General features: G+C 70.9%; 19 protein-coding genes. 7 read left to right on the forward strand and 12 right to left on the reverse strand.

The features are described 5' to 3' along the window. Position 1: 1 nt before the first annotated feature. Positions 2–1,699, forward strand: coding sequence for an NAD(P)-binding protein (locus AB0K60_RS08245; protein ID WP_364049956.1), 1,698 nt, complete (start codon positions 2–4; stop codon positions 1,697–1,699). A gap of 111 nt (positions 1,700–1,810) precedes the next feature. Here the strand turns inward: AB0K60_RS08245 and AB0K60_RS08250 are convergent, their stop codons facing one another. The 6 genes from AB0K60_RS08250 to AB0K60_RS08275 form a co-directional block, all read right to left on the reverse strand. Continuing rightward, entirely contained in the window at positions 1,811–2,764 is a 954-nt protein-coding gene (locus tag AB0K60_RS08250) for a sigma-70 family RNA polymerase sigma factor (RefSeq protein ID WP_364049958.1), read from the reverse strand. Positions 2,765–2,855: 91 nt separating this feature from the next. Beyond that, on the reverse strand, positions 2,856–3,539 hold the full coding sequence (locus AB0K60_RS08255) for a CBS domain-containing protein (RefSeq protein ID WP_364049960.1): 684 nt from the start codon (positions 3,537–3,539) through the stop codon (positions 2,856–2,858). Then, positions 3,536–4,024 (reverse strand): CBS domain-containing protein, encoded by a 489-nt coding sequence (locus AB0K60_RS08260; RefSeq protein ID WP_364049962.1) that lies wholly within the window; start codon positions 4,022–4,024, stop codon positions 3,536–3,538. The genes AB0K60_RS08255 and AB0K60_RS08260 overlap by 4 nt, the downstream gene beginning before the upstream one ends. Continuing rightward, positions 4,021–4,872, reverse strand: a complete 852-nt coding sequence (locus AB0K60_RS08265; RefSeq protein ID WP_364049964.1) for a universal stress protein — start codon at positions 4,870–4,872, stop codon at positions 4,021–4,023. Before AB0K60_RS08265 ends, AB0K60_RS08260 begins: the two co-directional genes overlap by 4 nt. A gap of 25 nt (positions 4,873–4,897) precedes the next feature. Then, positions 4,898–5,803: a universal stress protein gene (locus tag AB0K60_RS08270; protein ID WP_364049966.1), complete on the reverse strand. Its 906-nt coding sequence runs from the start codon at positions 5,801–5,803 to the stop codon at positions 4,898–4,900. 151 nt (positions 5,804–5,954) lie between these two features. Continuing rightward, positions 5,955–8,270 (reverse strand): phosphoketolase family protein, encoded by a 2,316-nt coding sequence (locus tag AB0K60_RS08275; RefSeq protein WP_364049968.1) that lies wholly within the window; start codon positions 8,268–8,270, stop codon positions 5,955–5,957. An 86-nt stretch (positions 8,271–8,356) separates the two neighbouring features. Between AB0K60_RS08275 and AB0K60_RS08280 the strand changes: the two genes are divergently transcribed. The 3 genes from AB0K60_RS08280 to AB0K60_RS08290 are packed head-to-tail and all read left to right on the forward strand — an operon-like array spanning position 8,357 to position 10,163. Further along, complete coding sequence (locus AB0K60_RS08280) at positions 8,357–8,998, forward strand: response regulator transcription factor (protein WP_364049970.1); 642 nt, start codon at positions 8,357–8,359, stop codon at positions 8,996–8,998. Between the two features lie 52 nt (positions 8,999–9,050). Continuing rightward, positions 9,051–9,464 (forward strand): pyridoxamine 5'-phosphate oxidase family protein, encoded by a 414-nt coding sequence (locus tag AB0K60_RS08285; protein WP_364049972.1) that lies wholly within the window; start codon positions 9,051–9,053, stop codon positions 9,462–9,464. Positions 9,465–9,497: 33 nt separating this feature from the next. Continuing rightward, positions 9,498–10,163, forward strand: a complete 666-nt coding sequence (locus AB0K60_RS08290) for a pyridoxamine 5'-phosphate oxidase family protein (RefSeq protein WP_364049973.1) — start codon at positions 9,498–9,500, stop codon at positions 10,161–10,163. A 158-nt stretch (positions 10,164–10,321) separates the two neighbouring features. Here the strand turns inward: AB0K60_RS08290 and AB0K60_RS08295 are convergent, their stop codons facing one another. From AB0K60_RS08295 to AB0K60_RS08310, 4 genes are all read right to left on the reverse strand, one after another. Further along, positions 10,322–10,900, reverse strand: a complete 579-nt coding sequence (locus AB0K60_RS08295) for a hypothetical protein (RefSeq protein ID WP_364049974.1) — start codon at positions 10,898–10,900, stop codon at positions 10,322–10,324. A gap of 165 nt (positions 10,901–11,065) precedes the next feature. Further along, positions 11,066–12,061 (reverse strand): hypothetical protein, encoded by a 996-nt coding sequence (locus AB0K60_RS08300; RefSeq protein WP_364049975.1) that lies wholly within the window; start codon positions 12,059–12,061, stop codon positions 11,066–11,068. Position 12,062: 1 nt separating this feature from the next. After that, the gene (locus tag AB0K60_RS08305; protein WP_364049976.1) at positions 12,063–13,061 is read right to left on the reverse strand and encodes a universal stress protein; all 999 of its coding nucleotides are present in this window, start codon (positions 13,059–13,061) and stop codon (positions 12,063–12,065) included. Between the two features lie 125 nt (positions 13,062–13,186). Continuing rightward, positions 13,187–14,512: a transaminase gene (locus AB0K60_RS08310; RefSeq protein ID WP_364049978.1), complete on the reverse strand. Its 1,326-nt coding sequence runs from the start codon at positions 14,510–14,512 to the stop codon at positions 13,187–13,189. Positions 14,513–14,705: 193 nt separating this feature from the next. Here AB0K60_RS08310 and AB0K60_RS08315 point away from each other — a divergent pair, with 193 nt between their 5' ends. From AB0K60_RS08315 to AB0K60_RS08325, 3 genes are all read left to right on the forward strand, one after another. Continuing rightward, positions 14,706–15,509: a helix-turn-helix domain-containing protein gene (locus AB0K60_RS08315; RefSeq protein WP_364049980.1), complete on the forward strand. Its 804-nt coding sequence runs from the start codon at positions 14,706–14,708 to the stop codon at positions 15,507–15,509. Positions 15,510–15,608: 99 nt separating this feature from the next. Continuing rightward, positions 15,609–16,733, forward strand: coding sequence for a class I tRNA ligase family protein (locus AB0K60_RS08320; RefSeq protein ID WP_364049982.1), 1,125 nt, complete (start codon positions 15,609–15,611; stop codon positions 16,731–16,733). A 189-nt stretch (positions 16,734–16,922) separates the two neighbouring features. Continuing rightward, positions 16,923–17,588, forward strand: a complete 666-nt coding sequence (locus AB0K60_RS08325) for a hypothetical protein (RefSeq protein WP_364049984.1) — start codon at positions 16,923–16,925, stop codon at positions 17,586–17,588. A 360-nt stretch (positions 17,589–17,948) separates the two neighbouring features. Here the strand turns inward: AB0K60_RS08325 and AB0K60_RS08330 are convergent, their stop codons facing one another. Both AB0K60_RS08330 and AB0K60_RS08335 read right to left on the reverse strand, forming a co-directional pair. Beyond that, positions 17,949–18,176, reverse strand: coding sequence for a DUF397 domain-containing protein (locus AB0K60_RS08330; protein WP_364049986.1), 228 nt, complete (start codon positions 18,174–18,176; stop codon positions 17,949–17,951). After that, on the reverse strand, positions 18,167–18,991 hold the full coding sequence (locus AB0K60_RS08335) for a helix-turn-helix transcriptional regulator (protein WP_364049988.1): 825 nt from the start codon (positions 18,989–18,991) through the stop codon (positions 18,167–18,169). The genes AB0K60_RS08330 and AB0K60_RS08335 overlap by 10 nt, the downstream gene beginning before the upstream one ends. Positions 18,992–19,147 lie beyond the last annotated feature (156 nt).

Genomic DNA, 19,147 nt, shown 5'->3' on the forward strand with positions numbered 1-19,147 from the left:
CGTGACCGCTCCGCTACCCGAAGAAGACAAGCCGTTCGCGATCACCCTGGAGGTCGGGTCCAGCCTCGCGAACAAGACCGGCGCGTGGCGCACCGAGCGGCCCGTCTACGTCGAGCGCACGGCGCCGTGCGGCCGGAACTGCCCCGCCGGGGAGGACGTGCGCGGCTGGCTCTACCACGCCGAGAGCGGCGACTACGAGACCGCCTGGCGCGTCCTCATGGAGGACAACCCGTTCCCCGCGATCATGGGCCGGGTCTGCTACCACCCCTGCCAGACCGCCTGCAACCGGGGACAACTGGACGAGTCGGTCGGCATCAACGCCGTCGAGCGCTTCCTCGGCGACGAGGCGATCCGGCGCGGCTGGACCGTCCCCGTCGAGGCCGAGCCGTCCGGCAAACGGGTGCTCGTCGTCGGCGCGGGCCCGGCCGGGCTGTCGGCGGCCTACCACCTGACCCGCCTGGGCCACGCGGTGACGGTCGCGGACTCCTCCGAGGCCCCCGGCGGCATGATGCGCTACGGCATCCCCCGCTACCGGCTGCCCCGCGACATCCTCGACGCCGAGATCCGGCGCGTCGCCGAGATGGGCGTGACGTTCGAGCTCGGCCGTACGATCACGGATCCGCGCGAGGCGATGCGCGACTACGACGCCGTCTTCCTCGCCGTCGGCGCGCACGTCGGCAGGCGCGCGTACATCCCGGCCGGCGACTCCGCCCGCATCCTCGACGCGATCAAGGTGCTGCGCGACACCGAGGTCGCGCCTCCCAATGAGCCCTCACATGAGCCCCCCTATGAGCCCCCCTATGAGCCCCCCTATGAGCCACCGCGACTGGGTCGCCGGGTGGTCGTGTACGGCGGCGGCAACACGGCGATGGACGCGGCCAGGACCGCCCGCCGCCTCGGCGCGACCGACGCCGTCGTCGTCTACCGCCGTACCCGGGAGCGCATGCCCGCCCACGACTTCGAGGTCGAGGAGGCCATCGAGGAGGGCGTACGGATGAAGTGGCTGTCCACGATCGCGCGGGCGGACGGCGAGAAGATCGTCATCGAGCGGATGGAGCTGGACGAGACCGGCTTCCCGCAGCCGACCGGCGAGTTCGAGGAGCTCGCCGCCGACTCGGTGGTGCTCGCCCTCGGCCAGGAGCCCGATTTGTCGCTGCTGGACGGCCTGCCCGGCGTCGAGCTGGAGAACGGCGTGGTCAAGGTCGGCGCGAACATGATGACCGGCTGCCCCGGCGTGTTCGCGGGCGGCGACATGGTGCCCTCGGAGCGCACCGTGACCGTGGCGGTCGGCCACGGCAAGACGGCCGCCCGGCACATCGACGCCTGGCTGCGAGGCACCGAGTACCGTCCCGCGCCGCCCAACCCGCCCGCCACGTTCGACCTGCTCAACACCTGGTACTACAGCGACGCCCCGGCGAGCGTACGGCCCCGCCTCGACGCGGCCCGCCGCGTGACCACCTTCGACGAGGTGGAGGGCGGCCTGGACGAGGGCACGGCGCTGTTCGAGGCCCGCCGCTGCATGTCCTGCGGCGACTGCTTCGAGTGCGACAACTGCTACGGCGTCTGCCCGGACAACGCGATCATCAAGCTCGGGCCGGGCCGACGGTTCGTGATCGACTACGACTACTGCAAGGGGTGCGGCCTGTGCGTGGCCGAGTGCCCGGCAGGCGCGATCATGATGGTGCCCGAGCAGACCTGACCCGGCACACCGAGGCCCAAGGGCTCAGGGACTCAGGGACTCAGACCCTCACGGGGAGGGGCGGGTTCCGGCCGAAGACAGGGGCCCAGGGGTTCAGCCGAAGACAGGGGCTCAGGGGCTCAGGGCGGCCAGCCGCTCGGGGGCGCGCAGTCGGCTCAGCGCCTTGCATTCAAGCTGCCGCACCCGCTCGCGGGTGAGCCCGAGGCGGTCGCCGACCTGCTGCAGCGTGCAGGGGTAGCCGGAGTCCAGCCCGAATCGCCAGCGAAGGATCTGCGCCTCGCGCGGGGGCAGCGTGGCGAGCAGGGCACGCAACTGCCTGACCTGCATGCCGAACTCGACCGCGCCTTCGGCGGGCGCCTCCTCGCCGTCCCAGAGCAGGTCGCCGAGGCAGGAGTCGCCGCCCTCGCCGACGGGGGTGTCGAGGCTGACCGAGCGCAGCGTCAGGCGCTTGAGCTCGGCCGCTCGCTCCGGCGACCGGCCCGACTCCCTGGCCAGCTCGGCGAGGGACGGCTCCCGGCCCAGCCGCAGCGTCAGCTCGCGCTCGACCCGGTTGAAGCGGGCCAGTTCCTCCACCACGTGCATGGGCAGGCGCACGGGCCGCCCCTTCTGCGCCACGCCGCGCTCGATCGCCTGGCGGATCCACCACATCGCGTACGTGGAGAACTTGTAGCCCTTGGTGTAGTCGAACTTCTGCACCGCGCGGATCAGCCCGAGGTTGCCCTCCTGGATGAGGTCGAGCAGCGCCATGTCGCGCTGGTGGTACCTGCGCGCCACCGACACCACCAGCCGCAGGTTGGCGCGGATCATGTGGTCCTTGGCGAGCGCGCCGTCGCGCGCCACCGCGCGCAGGTCCTCGGCCCGCTCCGGCGTGAGCCCGTCGTCCTCCTCAAGCAGGTGCTGGGCGTAGACGCCGGCCTCGATGCGCCGGGCCAGGTCGCTCTCCTCCTCCCCGGTGAGCAGCGGCGTCCGGCCGATCTCCATCAGGTAGCGTCCCAGCAGGTCCGGCTCGTCGCCGGTGCCGTTCGGCCCGGTCGCACGCGCCGCGGCCATCGCGTCCAGCGCCATCTTCCACCGCCCCTTCGCGATGAATCACACCGATGGGCCGCACCCCTGGGCGAGCGGTCCGGCCCCTTGTTCCGTCGCTACAACAGGGCGCCTACAGCAGGGGCGGCACCCGGCCGGGCCCCGGACCGGTGTCGTCGTCGGCGAACTCCACGTCGAGTTCGAGCGCCACGACCCCGTCCACCGAGCACACGGCCTCGGCGAGCTCGGCCGCCCGGGTGCGGCTGCCGGCCGTGCCCGTGATCGTGACCACGCCGTCGGCGACGTGGATCGCCAGCGCGCCGGGGTCGATCGCCACCCGCTCGGCGATCACGTTCCGGACCGCCGCGCGCAGCTCGGACGCCGGGCGCTCGAACACCTTGAGCAGGTCGGACTGCCGCACCATGCCGAGCACCCGCCCGGTGAGCGCATCGACGACCGGAAGCTGCTTGACCCGGTGGTCGTGCATGAGGCTCGCCGCCTCCCGCACCGGCGTACCGGGCGTCACCGTGATCGCCGGGGAGGTCATGATCTCCCCGGCGGTGGTTCCGGCCGCCTTGCGGCGTTCGGCCCGCCCGCGGAGACCCGGCAGCGGCCACGGACGCCGCCGCCCGCCGCCGGTCTCCCGCATCAGCAGGTCGTCCTCGGACACCACGCCGAGCACCCGGCGGTCGGCGTCGATCACCGGGACGGCGCCGACCCGGAAGCGCTCCAGCGTGGCCACGATGTCGGAGAACGAGGAGTCGGCCGTGACCGCGACCACCACGGGCGCCATGACCTCCCGTACCCGCATCGTCATCGCCTCGCCTGGGGCGGGGGCAGCACCGGCTCCATCCGGAACAGCGCCGGGGTGGTGTCGGGCCGCACCCGCTCCCTGATCGGACGCCCGGCGAGCACGGCGAGCAGGTCCACGCTGGTGATGAGGCCGAGCAGGGCGCCGGACTCGGACACCACCGGCACGGCGTCGCACCCCGCGTCCAGCATGGTCGCGGCGACCTGCGGCAGCGGCGTGTCCGGGCAGACCCGCGGCCTGCGCTCGCAGCCGAGCAGCTCGCCCACCGACTGCCGTTCCATCGTCTCGGGCCCGCCGCCCCAGCGGGCGGCGATCGCCTCGCGGGTGAGGATGCCCTCCACGTGGCCCCGCCGATCGACGACGGGCAGGTGGTGGACCTGCGAGCGGCGCATCAGCTCCCAGGCCATCAGCGGCGTCTCGTCCGCCTCGACGGTGACGAGCACGCGGCTCATCACGTCGGCGGCGGTCAGTTCGTCCACGCGGGTGGTCATGACCGCACCACCGCCACCGGGCAGTGCGCGTGGTGCAGGACCGCGCGGCTCACCGAGCCGAGGACCAGCGAGCCCAGCGCGCCCATGCCGCGCGAGCCCACCACGACCAGCTCGGCCGTCGAGGACGCGTCGATCAGGGCGTTCGCCGGGTGCACGCAGGGGGTCTGCTCGATCAGCGTCACCTCGGGGTACTTCTCCCGCCAGGCCGCGAGCTTCTCGGCGACGAGCCGCTGCCGCGACCGCACGAGCTCGTCCATGTCGAAGGTGACCTCGGGGGCGTAGGCGTGCACCGGAAGCTGCCAGGCGTGGATGGCCCGGACCGTGGCGCCGCGCAGCCGCGCCTGCTCCAGGGCGAAGCCGAGGGCCGGCTCGCATTCGGGGGATCCGTCCACGCCGACGACGATCTCGTTGCGGGTGACGCCCTCGTGCGGGCGTACGACGACGACCGGGCCGTGCGCGTGCGTGGCGACGTGCGTGCTCACCGAGCCGACCAGCGCGCCGGTGAACCCGCCGAGGCCGCGGCTGCCGAGCACGAGCGTGGTGTCGGGGCCGCTCTGCTCGCGCAGCACCTTGGCGGGCTGCCCGTCGAGCAGGGCCGAGCTCACCTCAAGGCCGGGCCGCAGCTCGCGGGCGGTCTGCTCGGCCTCGGCCAGCATGCGGCCCGCGCCTTCCGCGTACGCCTCGGGGCCGCCGGGGACGGCGTACTTGGAGATGTCGTACGGCCACGGCGCCAGCACGTGCACGATGCGCAGCGCAACGCCCTGGCGGGCGGCGTCGTCGGCCGCCCACTCCAGAGCCCTGCTCGCGCCCGCGCTGCCGTCGTAGGCGACGATCACGGTGTGGGACATGGCGTCCTCCCTTACTCGATGGGTCTCAGTGGGCGCGTCCGCCGTGGACGACCGCCACGGGGCACGGGCTGTGGTGAAGCATCGCCTGGGTGACCGGGCCGAGCGGCGGGCCGTTCGACGCGCCGATGCCGCGGTCGCCCACGACGAGCAACTCGGCGTGCGCCGCCGCCTCACGCAGCGCCTGGCGCGGGGACCGTTCCATGAACGAGGCCTCGATGCGCAGGTCGGGGAACTTCTCGCTCCACAGCGCGACGGTCTCCTGGAAGTGCGCGGCGGCCCGGCGCTTGAGCCGCTCGGCGTCGGGGAACGGCGTGCCCGGCGGCGTGTTCGGCGGCGGCGCGGCGTCGTATCCGCCCGTGTCCCACCAACTGCACACCGCGTGCAGGCTGCCGTCGCGGAGCACGGCCTCCTCGGCCGCGAATCCGACGGCCGCCTCCGCCGCGGGGGATCCGTCCACTCCCACGACGACCAGGCCGGGGGTGGGGCGGCGGGACGGGTCGGGCCGCCCGACGACGATCACCGGGCAGGCGGCGTGCGCGGGCACCTGCACGGCCGCGGAGCCGACGCGCAGGTCGGTGAAGCCGCCGAAGCCGCGCGTGCCCAGGACGAGAAGCCCCGCGCCGTGGGATTCGCTCACCAGCGCGGCGGCGGCCGGTCCGGCGATCAGCCGTGCGTGCACCGGAAGGCTGGGGGCGAGCCTGGCGGCCTGGTAGACGCCCTGGTCGAGGATGCCCTGGGCGACCATCCTGATCGTGTCGAGGGCCGAGGGGTCGCTCGGCCGTACCGGATAGGGCCAGTGCCAGGCGTGGCAGACGATCAGCGAGGTCCAGCGGTGCCGCGCCTCCTGCACGGCCCAGCGCAACGCCCGCTCGCTCGGCTTGGAGCCGTCGTAACCGACCACGACCGGCGCGCCGTCATCTGTCCTGGTCATGATCCCCTCCTCGCGTCCGGCGGCCGATGTCCCTATGACCAGCGTCGGACGTGCGCGGAGGCGCTCACAGGGGCACGAGACCCGCACGGACAGGGACCTTCGGCCCCTTGCGGCGGATGGTCGGGCGCGCCCCGCCGGTCGTCGGTCCGCGTCAGTACGGCCAGGTCCAGTTCTTGATCTCGGCCGGGTCGTCGCCGTGCTCGCGGGTGTACGCGCGGGCGCGCAGGCGGCGGTCGGACATCTCCTGGCGCAGGTGCGCGGCCCGCTCGCCGAGCCCCGGCACCCGGTCGATGACGTCCATGACCAGGTGGAAGCGGTCGATGTCGTTGAGCATGGCCATGTCGAAGGGCGTGGTGGTGGTGCCCTCCTCCTTGTAGCCGCGTACGTGCAGGTTGTGGTGGCCGTGCCGGCGGTAGGTGAGCCGGTGGATGAGCCACGGGTAGCCGTGGAAGTTGAAGATGACGGGCCGGTCCACGGTGAACAGGGAGTCGAACTCGGCGTCGCTCATGCCGTGCGGGTGCTCGGACTCCGGCTGCAGCCGCATCAGGTCCACCACGTTGATCACGCGGACCTTCAGCTCCGGCAGGTGCTCGCGCAGCAGCGCGGCGGCGGCGAGGGTCTCCTGGGTCGGTACGTCGCCGGCGCAGGCGAGCACCACGTCGGGCTTGGCGTCGCCGTCGGTGGACGCCCACGGCAGGATGCCGAGGCCGCGGGTGCAGTGGATGACCGCGTCGTCCATCGACATCAGGGTGAGCACCGGCTGCTTGCCGGCGACCACCACGTTGACGTAGCTGCGGGAGCGCAGGCAGTGGTCGGCGACCGACAGCAGCGTGTTGGCGTCCGGCGGCAGGTAGACGCGCACCACCGAGGCCTTCTTGTTCACCACCACGTCGAGGAAGCCGGGGTCCTGGTGGCTGAAGCCGTTGTGGTCCTGCCGCCACACGTGCGAGCTGAGCAGGTAGTTGAGCGAGGCGACCGGCCGCCGCCAGGGGATCTCCTGGCAGGCGTCGAGCCACTTGGCGTGCTGGTTGAACATCGCGTCAACGATGTGGATGAACGCCTCATAGCAGTTGAACAGGCCGTGGCGGCCGGTGAGCAGGTAGCCCTCCAACCAGCCCTGGCACAGGTGCTCGCTGAGCACCTCCATCACCCGGCCGTCCGGGCCGAGGTGCTCGTCGGTGGGCAGCAGGCCGGCCGCCCAGACGCGCTCGGTCGTCTCGAAGACCGCCGACAGCCGGTTGGAGGCGGTCTCGTCCGGCCCCATGAGGCGGAAGTTGTCCGGGTTGGCGGCGATGACGTCGCGCAGGAACGTGCCGAGGACGCGGGTGGGCTCGCTGTGCGCCGCCGCCGGCTTCGGCACCTCCACCGCGTAGTCGCGGAAGTCGGGCAGGCGGAGCGGGCGCAGGATCTCGCCGCCGTTGGTGTGCGGGTTGCGGCTCATCCGCCGGGTGCCCGGGGGCACCATGGCGAGGATCTCCTCGGACGGGCGGCCGTCGGCGTCGAACAGCTCCTCGGGGCGGTAGGAGCGCAGCCACTCCTCCAGCATGGCGATGCGCTCGGGGTGGTCGCGTACGTCGCCGAACGGCACCTGGTGGGAGCGCCAGGTGCCCTCGACCGGGAGGCCGTTGAGCTCCTTGGGGCCGGTCCAGCCTTTCGGGGAACGCAGCACGATCATGGGGAGGGGCTCGCCGGAGCCGTTCTTGATCTCGGCGATCTCGTCGAAGACCGTGTCCAGGGCCTGGGCCATGAGCTGGTGCATCGTCTCGGGGTCGTCGCCGGCGACGACGTGCGGGCGGTAGCCGTACCCGCGCAGCAGCATCAGCAGCTCGTCCTCGGGGATGCGGGCGAGCACCGTCGGGTTGGCGATCTTGTAGCCGTTGAGGTGCAGGATCGGCAGGACGATGCCGTCGCGGGCCGGGTTGAGAAACTTGTTGGAGTGCCAGCTCGCCGCGAGGGGGCCGGTCTCCGCCTCGCCGTCGCCGATGACGCAGGCGACGACCAGGTTCGGGTTGTCGAAGGCCGCACCGTACGCGTGGGCGAGGGCGTAGCCGAGCTCGCCGCCCTCGTGGATGGAGCCGGGGGTCTCGGGTGCCACGTGGCTGGGCACGCCGCCGGGGAAGGAGAACTGGCGGAACAGGCGGGCCATGCCCCGGGCGTCCTGCGAGACGTCCGGGTAGCGCTCGCTGTAGGAGCCTTCCAGCCAGGAGAACGCCACCGCGGCGGGGCCGCCGTGACCGGGGCCGGCGATGTAGATCATGTCCTGGTCGCGTTCGAGGATGATCCGGTTGAGGTGGGCGAAACAGAAGTTCAGGCCGGGGGTGGTGCCCCAGTGGCCGAGCAGCCGCGGCTTGATGTGCCGTGGTTCCAGCGGCTCCTTCAGCAACGGATTGTCGAGAAGGTAGATCTGCCCGACCGACAGGTAGTTGGCCGCGCGCCAGAATGCGTTGATCCTCTCGAATACGTCCATGCCTGGGAGCTTCCTCCACAGAAGGCCCCCTAACCAGGGGCCTAGGTCACTAACGCTTTGCCCCGGGGGGTACTAGCGTGAAGAGCATGATTCGCGTGTTTCTTGTCGACGACCACGAGGTGGTCCGCCGGGGCGTGGCGGCGCTGCTCGACGCCGAGGACGACATCGAGGTGATCGGCGAGGCGGGCACGGCCGAGCAGGCGATCGCCCGCATCCCCGCCGTCAAGCCGGACGTCGCCGTCCTGGACGTACGGCTGCCCGACGGCAGCGGGGTCACCGTGTGCCGGGAGGTGCGCTCCAAGCTGCCGGAGGTCGCCTGCCTGATGCTCACCTCCTACGCCGACGACGACGCGCTGTTCGACGCGGTGATGGCCGGGGCGGCGGGCTACGTGCTCAAGCAGATCCACGGCTCCGACCTGGTGGGCGCGGTGCGCACCGTCGCCTCCGGGCAGTCGCTGCTCGACCCGCAGACCACCGCGGCCATGCTGCACCGGCTGCGCGACCAGGCGGCGAAGAAGGACCCGCTGGCCGCCCTGTCGGAGCAGGAGAAGCACATCCTGGAGCTCATCGGGGAGGGCCTCACCAACCGGCAGATCGGCGAACGGCTGTTCCTGGCGGAAAAGACCGTAAAGAACTACGTCTCCAACCTGCTGACCAAGCTGGACATGCAGCGCCGCACCCAGGCCGCGGCCCTCGCCGCCCGCCTCAAGTCCGAACGCCGCCAGTAACAAGGACCTTTGTCCCTGACGTCGCTCGATCGGTTGCCGCCACCCTTGTCACATGACTATGGACTCGGTTGGCCTGCAGGTGCTGTCCCGCGCCGAGTGCGTCGATCTGCTGGCCTCCACGCCGATCGGGCGCATCGTCTTCACCGACCGGGCGCTGCCCGCGGTCCAGCCGGTTAATTTCGTGCTCGACGGGCAGAACATAGTGATCCGTACCGGCCTGGGGAGCAGACTGGCCGCCGCCGCGCGCAACACGGTGGTGGCGTTCGAGGCCGACGACTTCGACGCGGCCGGGCGGACCGGCTGGTCGGTGACGGCGATCGGCCACGCCCGCGCCGCCACCGAACCCACCGAGGTCGAGCGCCTGGCCCGGCTCCCGCTGACCCTCTGGGTACCGGGCGGCAGGGACCACTTCATCGTGATGCCCATCGAGCACATCTCCGGCCGCATGATCGGCGCTCATCGCTGAGCCGCCACGATCCCGTCAGACAGGAACGCTGCTATGTCCCAACACACCGGCGGCGACACCGGTCGCCGCATCGCGCACCGACGCCACGACCTCGGCCTCACCCGCGAGGAGTTGGGCGAGCGCGCCGGAATGGCGCCCGGATACATCCAGTACGTCGAGGAGAGCACGACGTCGATCACGACCGGAGACCTGCTCCGGCTCGCGTCGGCCCTGGAGACGACCGTCGACGAGTTGCTCGGCGGCCGTACGCAAGAGCCGCCGGGCGCGTCCGCCCCGGTCGGCAGGCGAACGCTCACCGACATCGACCGCGACGAGTGCCTGCGACTCATCGCCCCCGGCGGCATCGGCCGCATCGCCTGGTACGGCCTCTCCGGCCCGGTGGTCCTCCCGGTCAACTACCGACTGCACGACGGCGCGATCGTCTTCCGCACCCAGGAGGGCGGCCTGATGGACCAGGACCTGCGCACCGGCATCGAGGGCGTGGAAATCAAGGTGGGCTTCGAGGTGGACCGCATCGACGAAACCAACCACGAGGGCTGGAGCGTACTGGTCCAGGGCCCGGCCCACCTGGTGACCGACCCGGAGGAAATCGCGAAGGTAACCGAGGCCGACGTGCAGCCCTGGGCCGGCGGCCCCCGCGACCTCTACCTCCGCATCACCCCATACCAGGTCACCGGACGCAGAATCCAGGGCATTTGACTTTGGCGCGTCACGGCCATTTGAAAATAAGCGTCCCGAATAAGCGAACGCCGACGGTCGAGAAAGCCGGAGACCCCGATGCCCGCCTTCCTCGAAGGCGGGCATCGGGGTCGTTTCGGGTGGTCGAACGTCTTGCGAGATGGTCTCCCACTCCGGGGCTACCGGAGGAAGGGGAAGCGCTGGACCAGCTCGGTGCCGCCCCACCAGCGGCCGATGCCGAGGGTGTCGCCGGCCTTGGCCAGCGCCAGGCCGGCCAGCACGATCGCGTACACGATGTGGTCGTCCATGAACGGGTTGGTGTCCAGCGGCAGCTCCGCCGCCCACATCAGCACCAGCAGCAGACCGCCGGCCACCGCCGCGATGCGCATCCCCGCGCCCAGCACCAGCGCGATCCCGATCCCGGCCAGACCGATCATGAACAGCCAGTCCACCCACGCCTGACCGGCCAGACCGCCGAAGAACCCGCCCAGCGCGTTCTCCTGGGCGCCCTTCAAAAAGCCGGTGGTCGGGCTGCCGCCGTTGATCCAGGCCTTGGCCGCCGGGGTGGAGAACCCCAGGCCGAACAGCTTGTCGATGAACGCCCACAGGAACGTCCAGCCGAGCGCGATGCGAGCCGCGGCCCAGACGTACGCCAGGCCCTTGGGGGTCGCCGCCTCACCAGCGGGCGCCTCGGGGACGGGGCGAACGGGGATGCGCCGGCCCTGAACCGGCCTGTTGCGACCTTCTGCGATGGCCATTTCGGGCCCCTTTCTCACCGGACTTCGCGGGGAGCGAATTCATTTCTTGCTCCGGCTTTATTCCATCGTTTCGGCCGCTTTGCCAGCAGTGCCGTACGGCTCGCGCTTCGCCGTACCGAGGTCCCGCTCCGTAAAGGACCTTCGTCCCCTTGCCTTCCGGGCCGTTCAGGCGTCTTCTTCGATGACCTCGGACAATGGGCGGCGGAGGGTGCCGGCGTCCTCCGCGGTGACGCCGAGCCTCATGATCATCTGTGGGTATTCGCCCTCAAGCATTTCCTGGCGGATGAACTCCCGCAGGTGGTACAGCTCAAGCGCCTGGGTGTGGAACGCGGCGCGCACGCCGTGCGCGGAGGCGAACAGCAGCACCCGCTGCAGCGCCTCGCCCGCGCGCAGCCATTCCTCGCGGGTGTCGCCGACGGTGCTCATCACCGCCACCAGGCCCGGCGCGGACGGCCGCGTGGCAGACGGCAGCCGGTCGTATCCCCACAGGTGGTCGCGGGAGTAGTCGCGCTGGGCGAAGTCCGGCTCGGTGTGGTCGGGGCGCAGCGGGTAGGCGTCCGCCGGGACGCCGTCGCCGCGCGTGGTGCCCGGCGGCCGGGCCCAGCGCAGCACCTCCAGGCTGAAGGCGCGGTCGTACGCCTGCACCTCCTGCGCGGCCCGGGTGAGCGCCGCGAGCACCCGCTTGCCCGACTCCGAGCGCACGGGCGTCAGCCGTACCCCTTCCGCCTGTGCCTCGGCGCTCAGCGCGTCGGCGAAGTTGCGCGGGATCATCACGTCGACGAAGGCTCCCCGGTGGGTACGGCGGCGCTCGATCTGGCCGTGCAGCATCTTGGTGTGCTCATCGGGGGTGACGGGGCCGCCCAGCCGTACGGTGGCGAGCAGCGCGGGGCGGTCGGGGTCGGGCAGGAGGTGCACCAGCGGGTCGTAGCCGAGCGTCGCGAGGGCCAGAGTCAGGTTGAAGACGGCCGCGCCGACGCTGATCAGCATCTCGCGGCCTGCGGGGTCCTGGAACTGCAGCCTTCGGTCGACGTCGGCGTGGATGCCGACCTCGTCGCCGGTTATGGAGAACGACCACGGCTGGGTGTTGTGCACCGAGGGCGCCCACACGGCGGCCTCCACCGCCGTACGGACCACCCTCCTGATCTCCTCCGCGGTACGCATGCTAGGGGTCCACCTCCTGAGTTCTGACGATCGCCACAGGGCAGGGTGCGTGGTTGAGCAGGAAGGCCGTCATCGACCCGCACCGGGAGTGCGGCGCGCCGACGACCAGCAGCGCCGCGTCGAGGGCCGCCTCCAGCAGTTCCTGCCGGGAGGGTCCCTCGGCCGCCGAGACCCTGATCGTCACGTCCGGGTAGCGCAGCCGCCACGGCTCGATGACGCGGGCCACCCGTTCCTCGGCGGCGGCGCGCACGACCGTCGGCTCGTACACCCCGGACGCCGCGACGATCTCTGGGTCGTGCCGCCAGCAGTGCACGGCCACCAGCGGGACGTGCCGCATCGCCGCCTCCCGGCAGGCGAACTCCAGGACGCGTTCGCAGCCGCCGTCCACGCCGACCGCGATGGGGCCGTGCGGGGGCGGCGTGCCCTCGCGGGGCACGATGATCACCGGGCAGCGGGCGCGGGCGGCGACGGCCCGGCGGACCGAGCCGACCGGCCCGCCCGCGCGGGTGACCGTGTCCGCGTAGGCGACCGCGCCGGTGGCCGCGGACGGTCCGCGGCCGAGGGGTCCGGGCGTCGTCCGCGCGGGTGACCCGGGCGCGGCGGCGGCCGCGCGTTCCGCCTCGCCCAGCCCGCACGCGCCGACCACGACGAGTTCGGCGGCGGCCGAGAGCTCGAGCAGGCGGTCGGCCGCCGGGCCTTCGTACAGATCGACGAGCACCGCCCCTTCGGGCAGGTGCGCGCGGGCACGGTTCACGCCGTGCTCCACCACCTGCTCGGCGACGCGCCGCGGCGTCTCCTCGTCCACGGGCCCGGTTCCGCCGTCCGCGGCCCGGTGGGCCGCCGGGGCGGCCGTGCCGTACGACCGCTCCCAGGCGTGGCAGAGGGTCAGCGGCCGGTGGCGCAGGTGCGCCTCGTCCGACGCCCAGTCAAGGGCGCGGACGGCGAATTCGGAGCCGTCGTAGCCGACGACGACCCCCGGTGTCCCCTTCTGCGCCTGCATACCCTCACTGTGGGCACGGACCCCGCGACCCGAAAGGGCGGAACGGCCCTGACCAGGGGTTTTTCGGGCCACCCTGTCAGGGACTTTGGCCTCTTGCCCGGCCGGCCCGGGGCGTGTCCCCGGCGTCAGCCCGTGAGCTCCCGGACGGCGGCGGTGAACAGCTCGGTGTGCAGGTCCACGTCCTGTGCGGTGGTGGCCGGGCACATGAGCGCCATGTTGTGGAAGGGCGTCATCAGCACCCCGCGGTTGTGCAGGTAGAGGTGGAAGTAGTCGTCGAGATCGTCGTCGGAGGCGGCGGCGGACTCGCCGCCGTTGGCCGGGGCGCCGAAGCGGTACTCGGTGCGGGCCCCGAGCTGGGTGACCGTCCAGGGCAGGTGCTCGATGGCCGATCGCACGCCACTGGTGAACCGTTCGGACAGCTCGATCATGCGTTTGAAGGCCTCGTCGGTGAGCACCTCCTCCAGGGTCGCCCGTGCCGCCGCGATCGACAGGGCGTTGCCGGCGAGGGTGCCGCCCACGCCGCCGACGTCGACGAGGTCGGCGTCCTTCTGCGCGAGGATCCGCTCGGCCACCTCGTGCGTAACGCCGTACGCGCCGATGGGGACCCCGCCGGCGATGGCCTTGCCGATGGTGACGATGTCGGGGTCGAGGTTCCAGGCGCGGGTGCAGCCGCCCGGCCCGGCGGAGAACGTGTGCGTCTCGTCGTTGATCAGCAGCGTGCCGTGCTCGCGGGTCAGCCTGCGCACCTCGTCGAGGAAGCCCGGCGCGGGCAGGACGATGCCGATGTTGGTGAGCGCGGGCTCCATCAGCACGCACGCCACGTCCCCGTGCGCGAGCTCGGCGCGCAGCGCGTCGGCGTCGTTGAACTCCACCACCCGCGTGGTGACCGCCGGATCGACGGGCGGGCCGACGTTGCCGGAGCGCGGCCGGGGTCCGTCGGGGCCGAGCGTGATGAGGGTCTCGTCGACGCTGCCGTGGTAGCAGTAGTTGAACACGAGGATCCGGGGCCGTCCGGTGACCTGGCGGGCCAGCCTGATCGCCCAGCGGTTGGCGTCGGTGGCCGTGAGGCTGAAGCTCCACAGGTCCACCTTGAAGCGCCGGGCCAGCTCCGCGCCCACCCACTCGGCGTCGGCCGTGGGCAGCATGGCGGTGTATCCGGCCCGTTCGCGTACGGCTCGCGCCACCGGCTCGGGCGCGTGCCCGGCCATCGCGCCGGTGTCGCCGAGGCAGAAGTCGACGTACTCGTGCCCGTCGATGTCGCGCACCCGCGCCCCGAAGGCCCGGTCGAGGTAGGCGGGGAACGGCCCGGCCACCTTGTTCATCCAGGTCATGGGCACCCGGCCGAGCAGCGAGCCGGACGCCTGGTAAGCGGCGCGGCTGCGCGGCAGGCGGGCTTCGTAGGCGGCGCGCTCCCGTTGGAGCAAAGCGGACAGACGCGCATGTTCAATCATGAAATGGATGCTGGGCGAGCGAAACAGTCGTGTCAACGGGCAATGACAACAGAATTCGTCGCATCCGCGCCCGGTTCGTCCGTTACGCCGCCATCTCGTCCCATTCCATAGGTATCGTGTCGGTGCATTTGGCGGCGTCCGTGCGGTGCGGCCGCCACCGGGGCACAGTGCCGTGACAGGTGGAGGAGAGGGCATGACCAGCGCGGAAGCCACCGCCGATCGCCTTGTCCAGCTCGGTTTCTCGCAGTACGAGGCCCGCGCCTACGTCGGCCTGCTGGGCGCTCCCCCGCTGACCGGGTACGCCCTGTCCAACGCCACCGGCATCCCCCAGCCGAAGGTGTACGAGACGCTGCGCCGCCTGACCGCACGCGGCGCCGTCATCCAGACCGGCGAGAGCCCGGCCCGCTTCACCGCCGTCTCCCCCGAGCAGCTGCTCCAGCACCTCGACGCCGACTTCAAGCGGAAGCTGTCGGACGCCCGCGACGGCCTGGCCCGCCTCGTCCCCGAGGGCGACGAGCAGGTGCGCCCGGTCAACGCGGTGCGCAACCGGCTCGGCGTCCTCGCCCGCGCCATCGCCCTGCTCGGCGAGGCCCAGCGGCACGTCTACCTGTCCGGCCACACCGAGGATCTGGCGCTGCTCGCCGACGCCGTCCGCGAGGCGGCGGACCGGGGCGTGCGTTTCGAGGTCCTGTACGCCGGCGACGCCCCGTTCGAGCTGACGCACGGCCGCCTGCTGCCGCACACCGGTGACGCCCACGACGCGCCCTGCGGCGACGAGGTGCGGCACCTGGCCCTGGCGATCGACGCCACGTCCGCGCTGTGGGCGCTCGCGCCCGGCGACGACTGGGACTGCCTGTGGGCGCAGGACACGCTGTTCGCGACGGCCATCCACGAGTGCCTGCGGCGCAGCATCTGCCTGCAACGCATCCACATGGACTTCGGCGCGGAACTCGCCGAGCGATACGGCCCGAGCCGACCGGAGTGCGCCACCCCCTGACGCCGGTTCGGCCCGCCCCCCGACCGGGCCGCCCAGGGCAGCACGTACGCTTGCGCCTGACCGTACCCGGCCCCCCGCACAGCATCGGAGGAGATCACCGTGTACCACGCGGCCAACCCGATCAGCCCGCCCGTGATCCTGGGCGGCCGGCGGCTGCCCCTGGTCGGCCGTGCCCGGATGTACGTATGCGGCATCACGCCGTACGACACCACCCATCTGGGCCACGCGAGCACGTTCGTGTGGGCGGACGTGGCGGCGCGGGTGCTGCGCCACGCCGGGGTGACGGTCGAGGTGTGCCGCAACGTCACCGACGTGGACGACGTGCTGACCAGCGCGGCCCGGCGGGCGGGCAGCCCGTACGACAGCTTCGCCGCCGTGCAGCAGTTCTACTTCGACCACGACATGGCCGCCCTCGGCGTCCAGCGCGTCGACCACGAGCCGCGGGCCCACAACCACATCGACGAGGTGATCGCCCTCACCCAGGCGCTGCTCGACGCCGACCGCGCCTACGAGCACGACGGCGCCGTCTACTTCGACGGCGAGCGGATCCCCGCCCAGGCCGGCCTCGCCCCGGACGCCGCCCGCGCCCTGCTCGCCGAATACGGCGACGACCCCGACGACCCGGCCAAGCGCACCCCCTGGGACGTCGTGCTCTGGTCCCCGTCGAACGCCGGCGAGCCCGCCTGGCCCAGCCCGTGGAGCTCGGGCCGCCCCGGCTGGCACGTCGAATGCGCCGCGATGGCCATGACCACCTTCGGCCCCTCCCTCGACCTGCACACCGGCGGCGCCGACCTGCGCTTCCCGCACCACGCCTACGAGTCCGCGATGGCCGAGGCCGTCACCGGCGTCCGCCCCTTCGCCCGCACCTGGCTGCACATCGGCATCGTCCGCGTGAACGGCACCAAGATGTCCAAGTCCACCGGCAACCTCGTCTTCACCGCCGACCTCCTGCGCGACCACCCCGCCGCGGCCCTCCGCCTCCTCCTCATCGGCCGCCCCTGGTCACAGGACTGGGACTACTCCCCCACCGACCTCGACGCCGCCGCCACCCGCCTCGACCGCCTCCACACCGCCACCGGCCGCCCCTCCTCCTCCCCATCCGCCGAGACCGCCGCCACCCGCGCCCTCCTCGACGACCTCGACGTCGTCACCGCCCTCGACATCGCCGAACAGGAAGGCGGCCGAACCGCCCGCACCATACTCGCGATCCTCGGCCTCACCTGACGACTTCGCGTTCCGGCGAATAATCCGCTCCCCGCTACGCACGCCGGTCGAATCAATCAGTTCGACAGCCCATGGACGGGAATCGACACCATACTTGTCAAAAGTAACGGTGCGCTTGGGTCAGAAAGGCGAAGGCGAGCGGAAATGAGATGGTTACGACGGACCTGCAGAACGGTGTTCTCGGCCGCGATGGTACTGCTGCTCACCGGGTGCACGTCGTCGAAGGCGCCGCGCTATGAGGACGATCGGGCCTTCGCGGACTTCGTCCTCGCAGCCTTGTCCGTCGCCTATCCCGATTATATTTTCGGTCCGGGTACCGACGTCGAGAGAACCGACAGTGGCCTGACGGTGAGAGTGACCGCGTCCGAAGTCGGGTCCGCCTTTGGTTCGAAGGTAGGGCACGTGCCCGTCTCGGTGGTTCTGGACGAGGAGACAGGGCAGGTTCGCGTGCCCGAACTCCCCGCGACCCGTTTGGGTCGCGTAGTGGGGCACCTGGGCGGCGCCACGGACCCCGAGTCCGCTGCGGCGACGCGGGAATTGCTCTCTAATATGGGGCACAGTGTCGTGGTCGTGGCCGTTGCCGAACTCGCCGAGCCCGTGACGGAGGCGATGATTGATAAGGCTCGACTGGGTTCACCGCAAAAGGTACTCTTGTCATCAGGATGGATTTCGGACCCCCTCGCCAGCACCCTTTTCTGCGGTAAGAGGTGTAACGAGATGTCGTCTGTTTCCTCCTTTCAGGACTGGGTGGAAACTCTTCGACCCGAAGACAAGCCCGCTTTGGAAGCGTTTGATTTGGAACTGAAGGCCCTGCAAGCAGCGGCAAGGCAGGGGAGGGGAGGATCTTCGGCCTGATTTACGAGAATTACGATGCAAGATCGCTACTTGAGATCTCTAAGGACCCAAGAGTCAAGGCACTCTATGCAGCGGACGTCAATCTGAACTGCGAGTACAATGACACTGTACTCTGCGATCCCAAACCACAAAACTAAGGCAGGCATCCTTCCGGACCAGGACCGCGTGTGAAACCCGCCGGGGGCGCGGGGATTCTCATCTTCCGGGCCGCCCGGCGGTCACGACGCCCGGGTCAGACCTCCCCGACGTTCGTGCAGTCTTTATCGCCGAGGGGGCATCGGGGTCGGCGAAGGGGTCTTTGGCCGCCCCTGTCGCCTATTCAATTGTTCCCGAGCATGCTCTACATACCGAGGCGGGAGCCTACTCGGACGTCAGGTGGTCGAAGTCTCCTGATTTTATGCCGACACGGAACGCGTTCCACGCCGCATGGGTGAGATGAAGTCGAGGACCGTCAGGGTTCTTGCTGTCGCGCAGCACGAAGATGCGTTCCGTATCCGTCTTGCGCATGGCCACCTGCGCGACCTCGACGCACGCGTTGTCCCCTCCGCTGTAAGTGGACTTACGCCAGGTGACGTTTGTCAGATCCATCGGTCCATCGCCCTCCTGATCAGCTCGATGGACGCCCCTTGCGGCAGAGCCTCGGCGCGGGGCGCATCGAAGCGGCAGCAGGCGCCGGCCACGTCCTCGGGGCGGCCAACGATTTCTCCCCCTCCAGCGTTATCAAAATACGCGACTTCGGGGGATCCTGGAAAGGACAGGAGTGTGATGGGGCCCTGCAGTCCGGGATGGGCACCTACCGTTACCGGGATAAGCTGAAGCGTGATCTTTGGGCGTTCGGCCACCACGAGCAGATGTTGTAGCTGCTCCCGCATCGTGTGAGGACCGCCGATGGGCCGATGGAGCACGCTTTCCTCCATGACCGCCAGTAGCATCGGCCCGCCCTCCCCGTTAAGGATGTTCTGACGTTCTCTACGTTCGGCCACGCGTGACTCGATGCGGTCATCGTCCTCAGCGACCATGTTTCCCCGGATGACCGCGCGTGCGTAGGCTTCCGTCTGCAGGAGGCCGGGAATGAGGATCGGCTCGAAGGTCCGCACACGGATAGCCGTCGCCTCCAGTTCGAAGTAGGAACGGACTACGGGGCGGTATAGGGCCCGCCTGAGGTCGCGCCAGAGGCGGACGAAGTGATCACCCGTCTCCAGGGCGGCGTCGCAGCCCATGGCGAAGTCCTTGCGAGGGCTGCGTTTGGCGTTCTCCACCGCGCTGACGTGCGCCGACGAGTAGTTGATGATCGAGGCCAGTTCGTCTTGGGTCTTGCCGGCTTCCTCGCGCAGACGCCGCAGCTCATAACCGAAGTACTCCAGCGGGCTCGCGCATGGCTGCGGTTCGTATTCGAGGGACACGGCCGACTCTCCAAATCTTCCCAAGCCACACCCGGCTCTCCCGTGGTCACCTCGGGACGACGGCTCACACCGATCGTCATCAAGGCATCACCAAAGGTAATCGACGTGCGGCACGGTGAGGAGGTCAAATTCCCAACCCGAATACGAGGAAGGCCC

The organism is Thermopolyspora sp. NPDC052614, assembly GCF_040678635.1.
Taxonomy (GTDB): Bacteria; Actinomycetota; Actinomycetes; order Streptosporangiales; family Streptosporangiaceae; genus Thermopolyspora.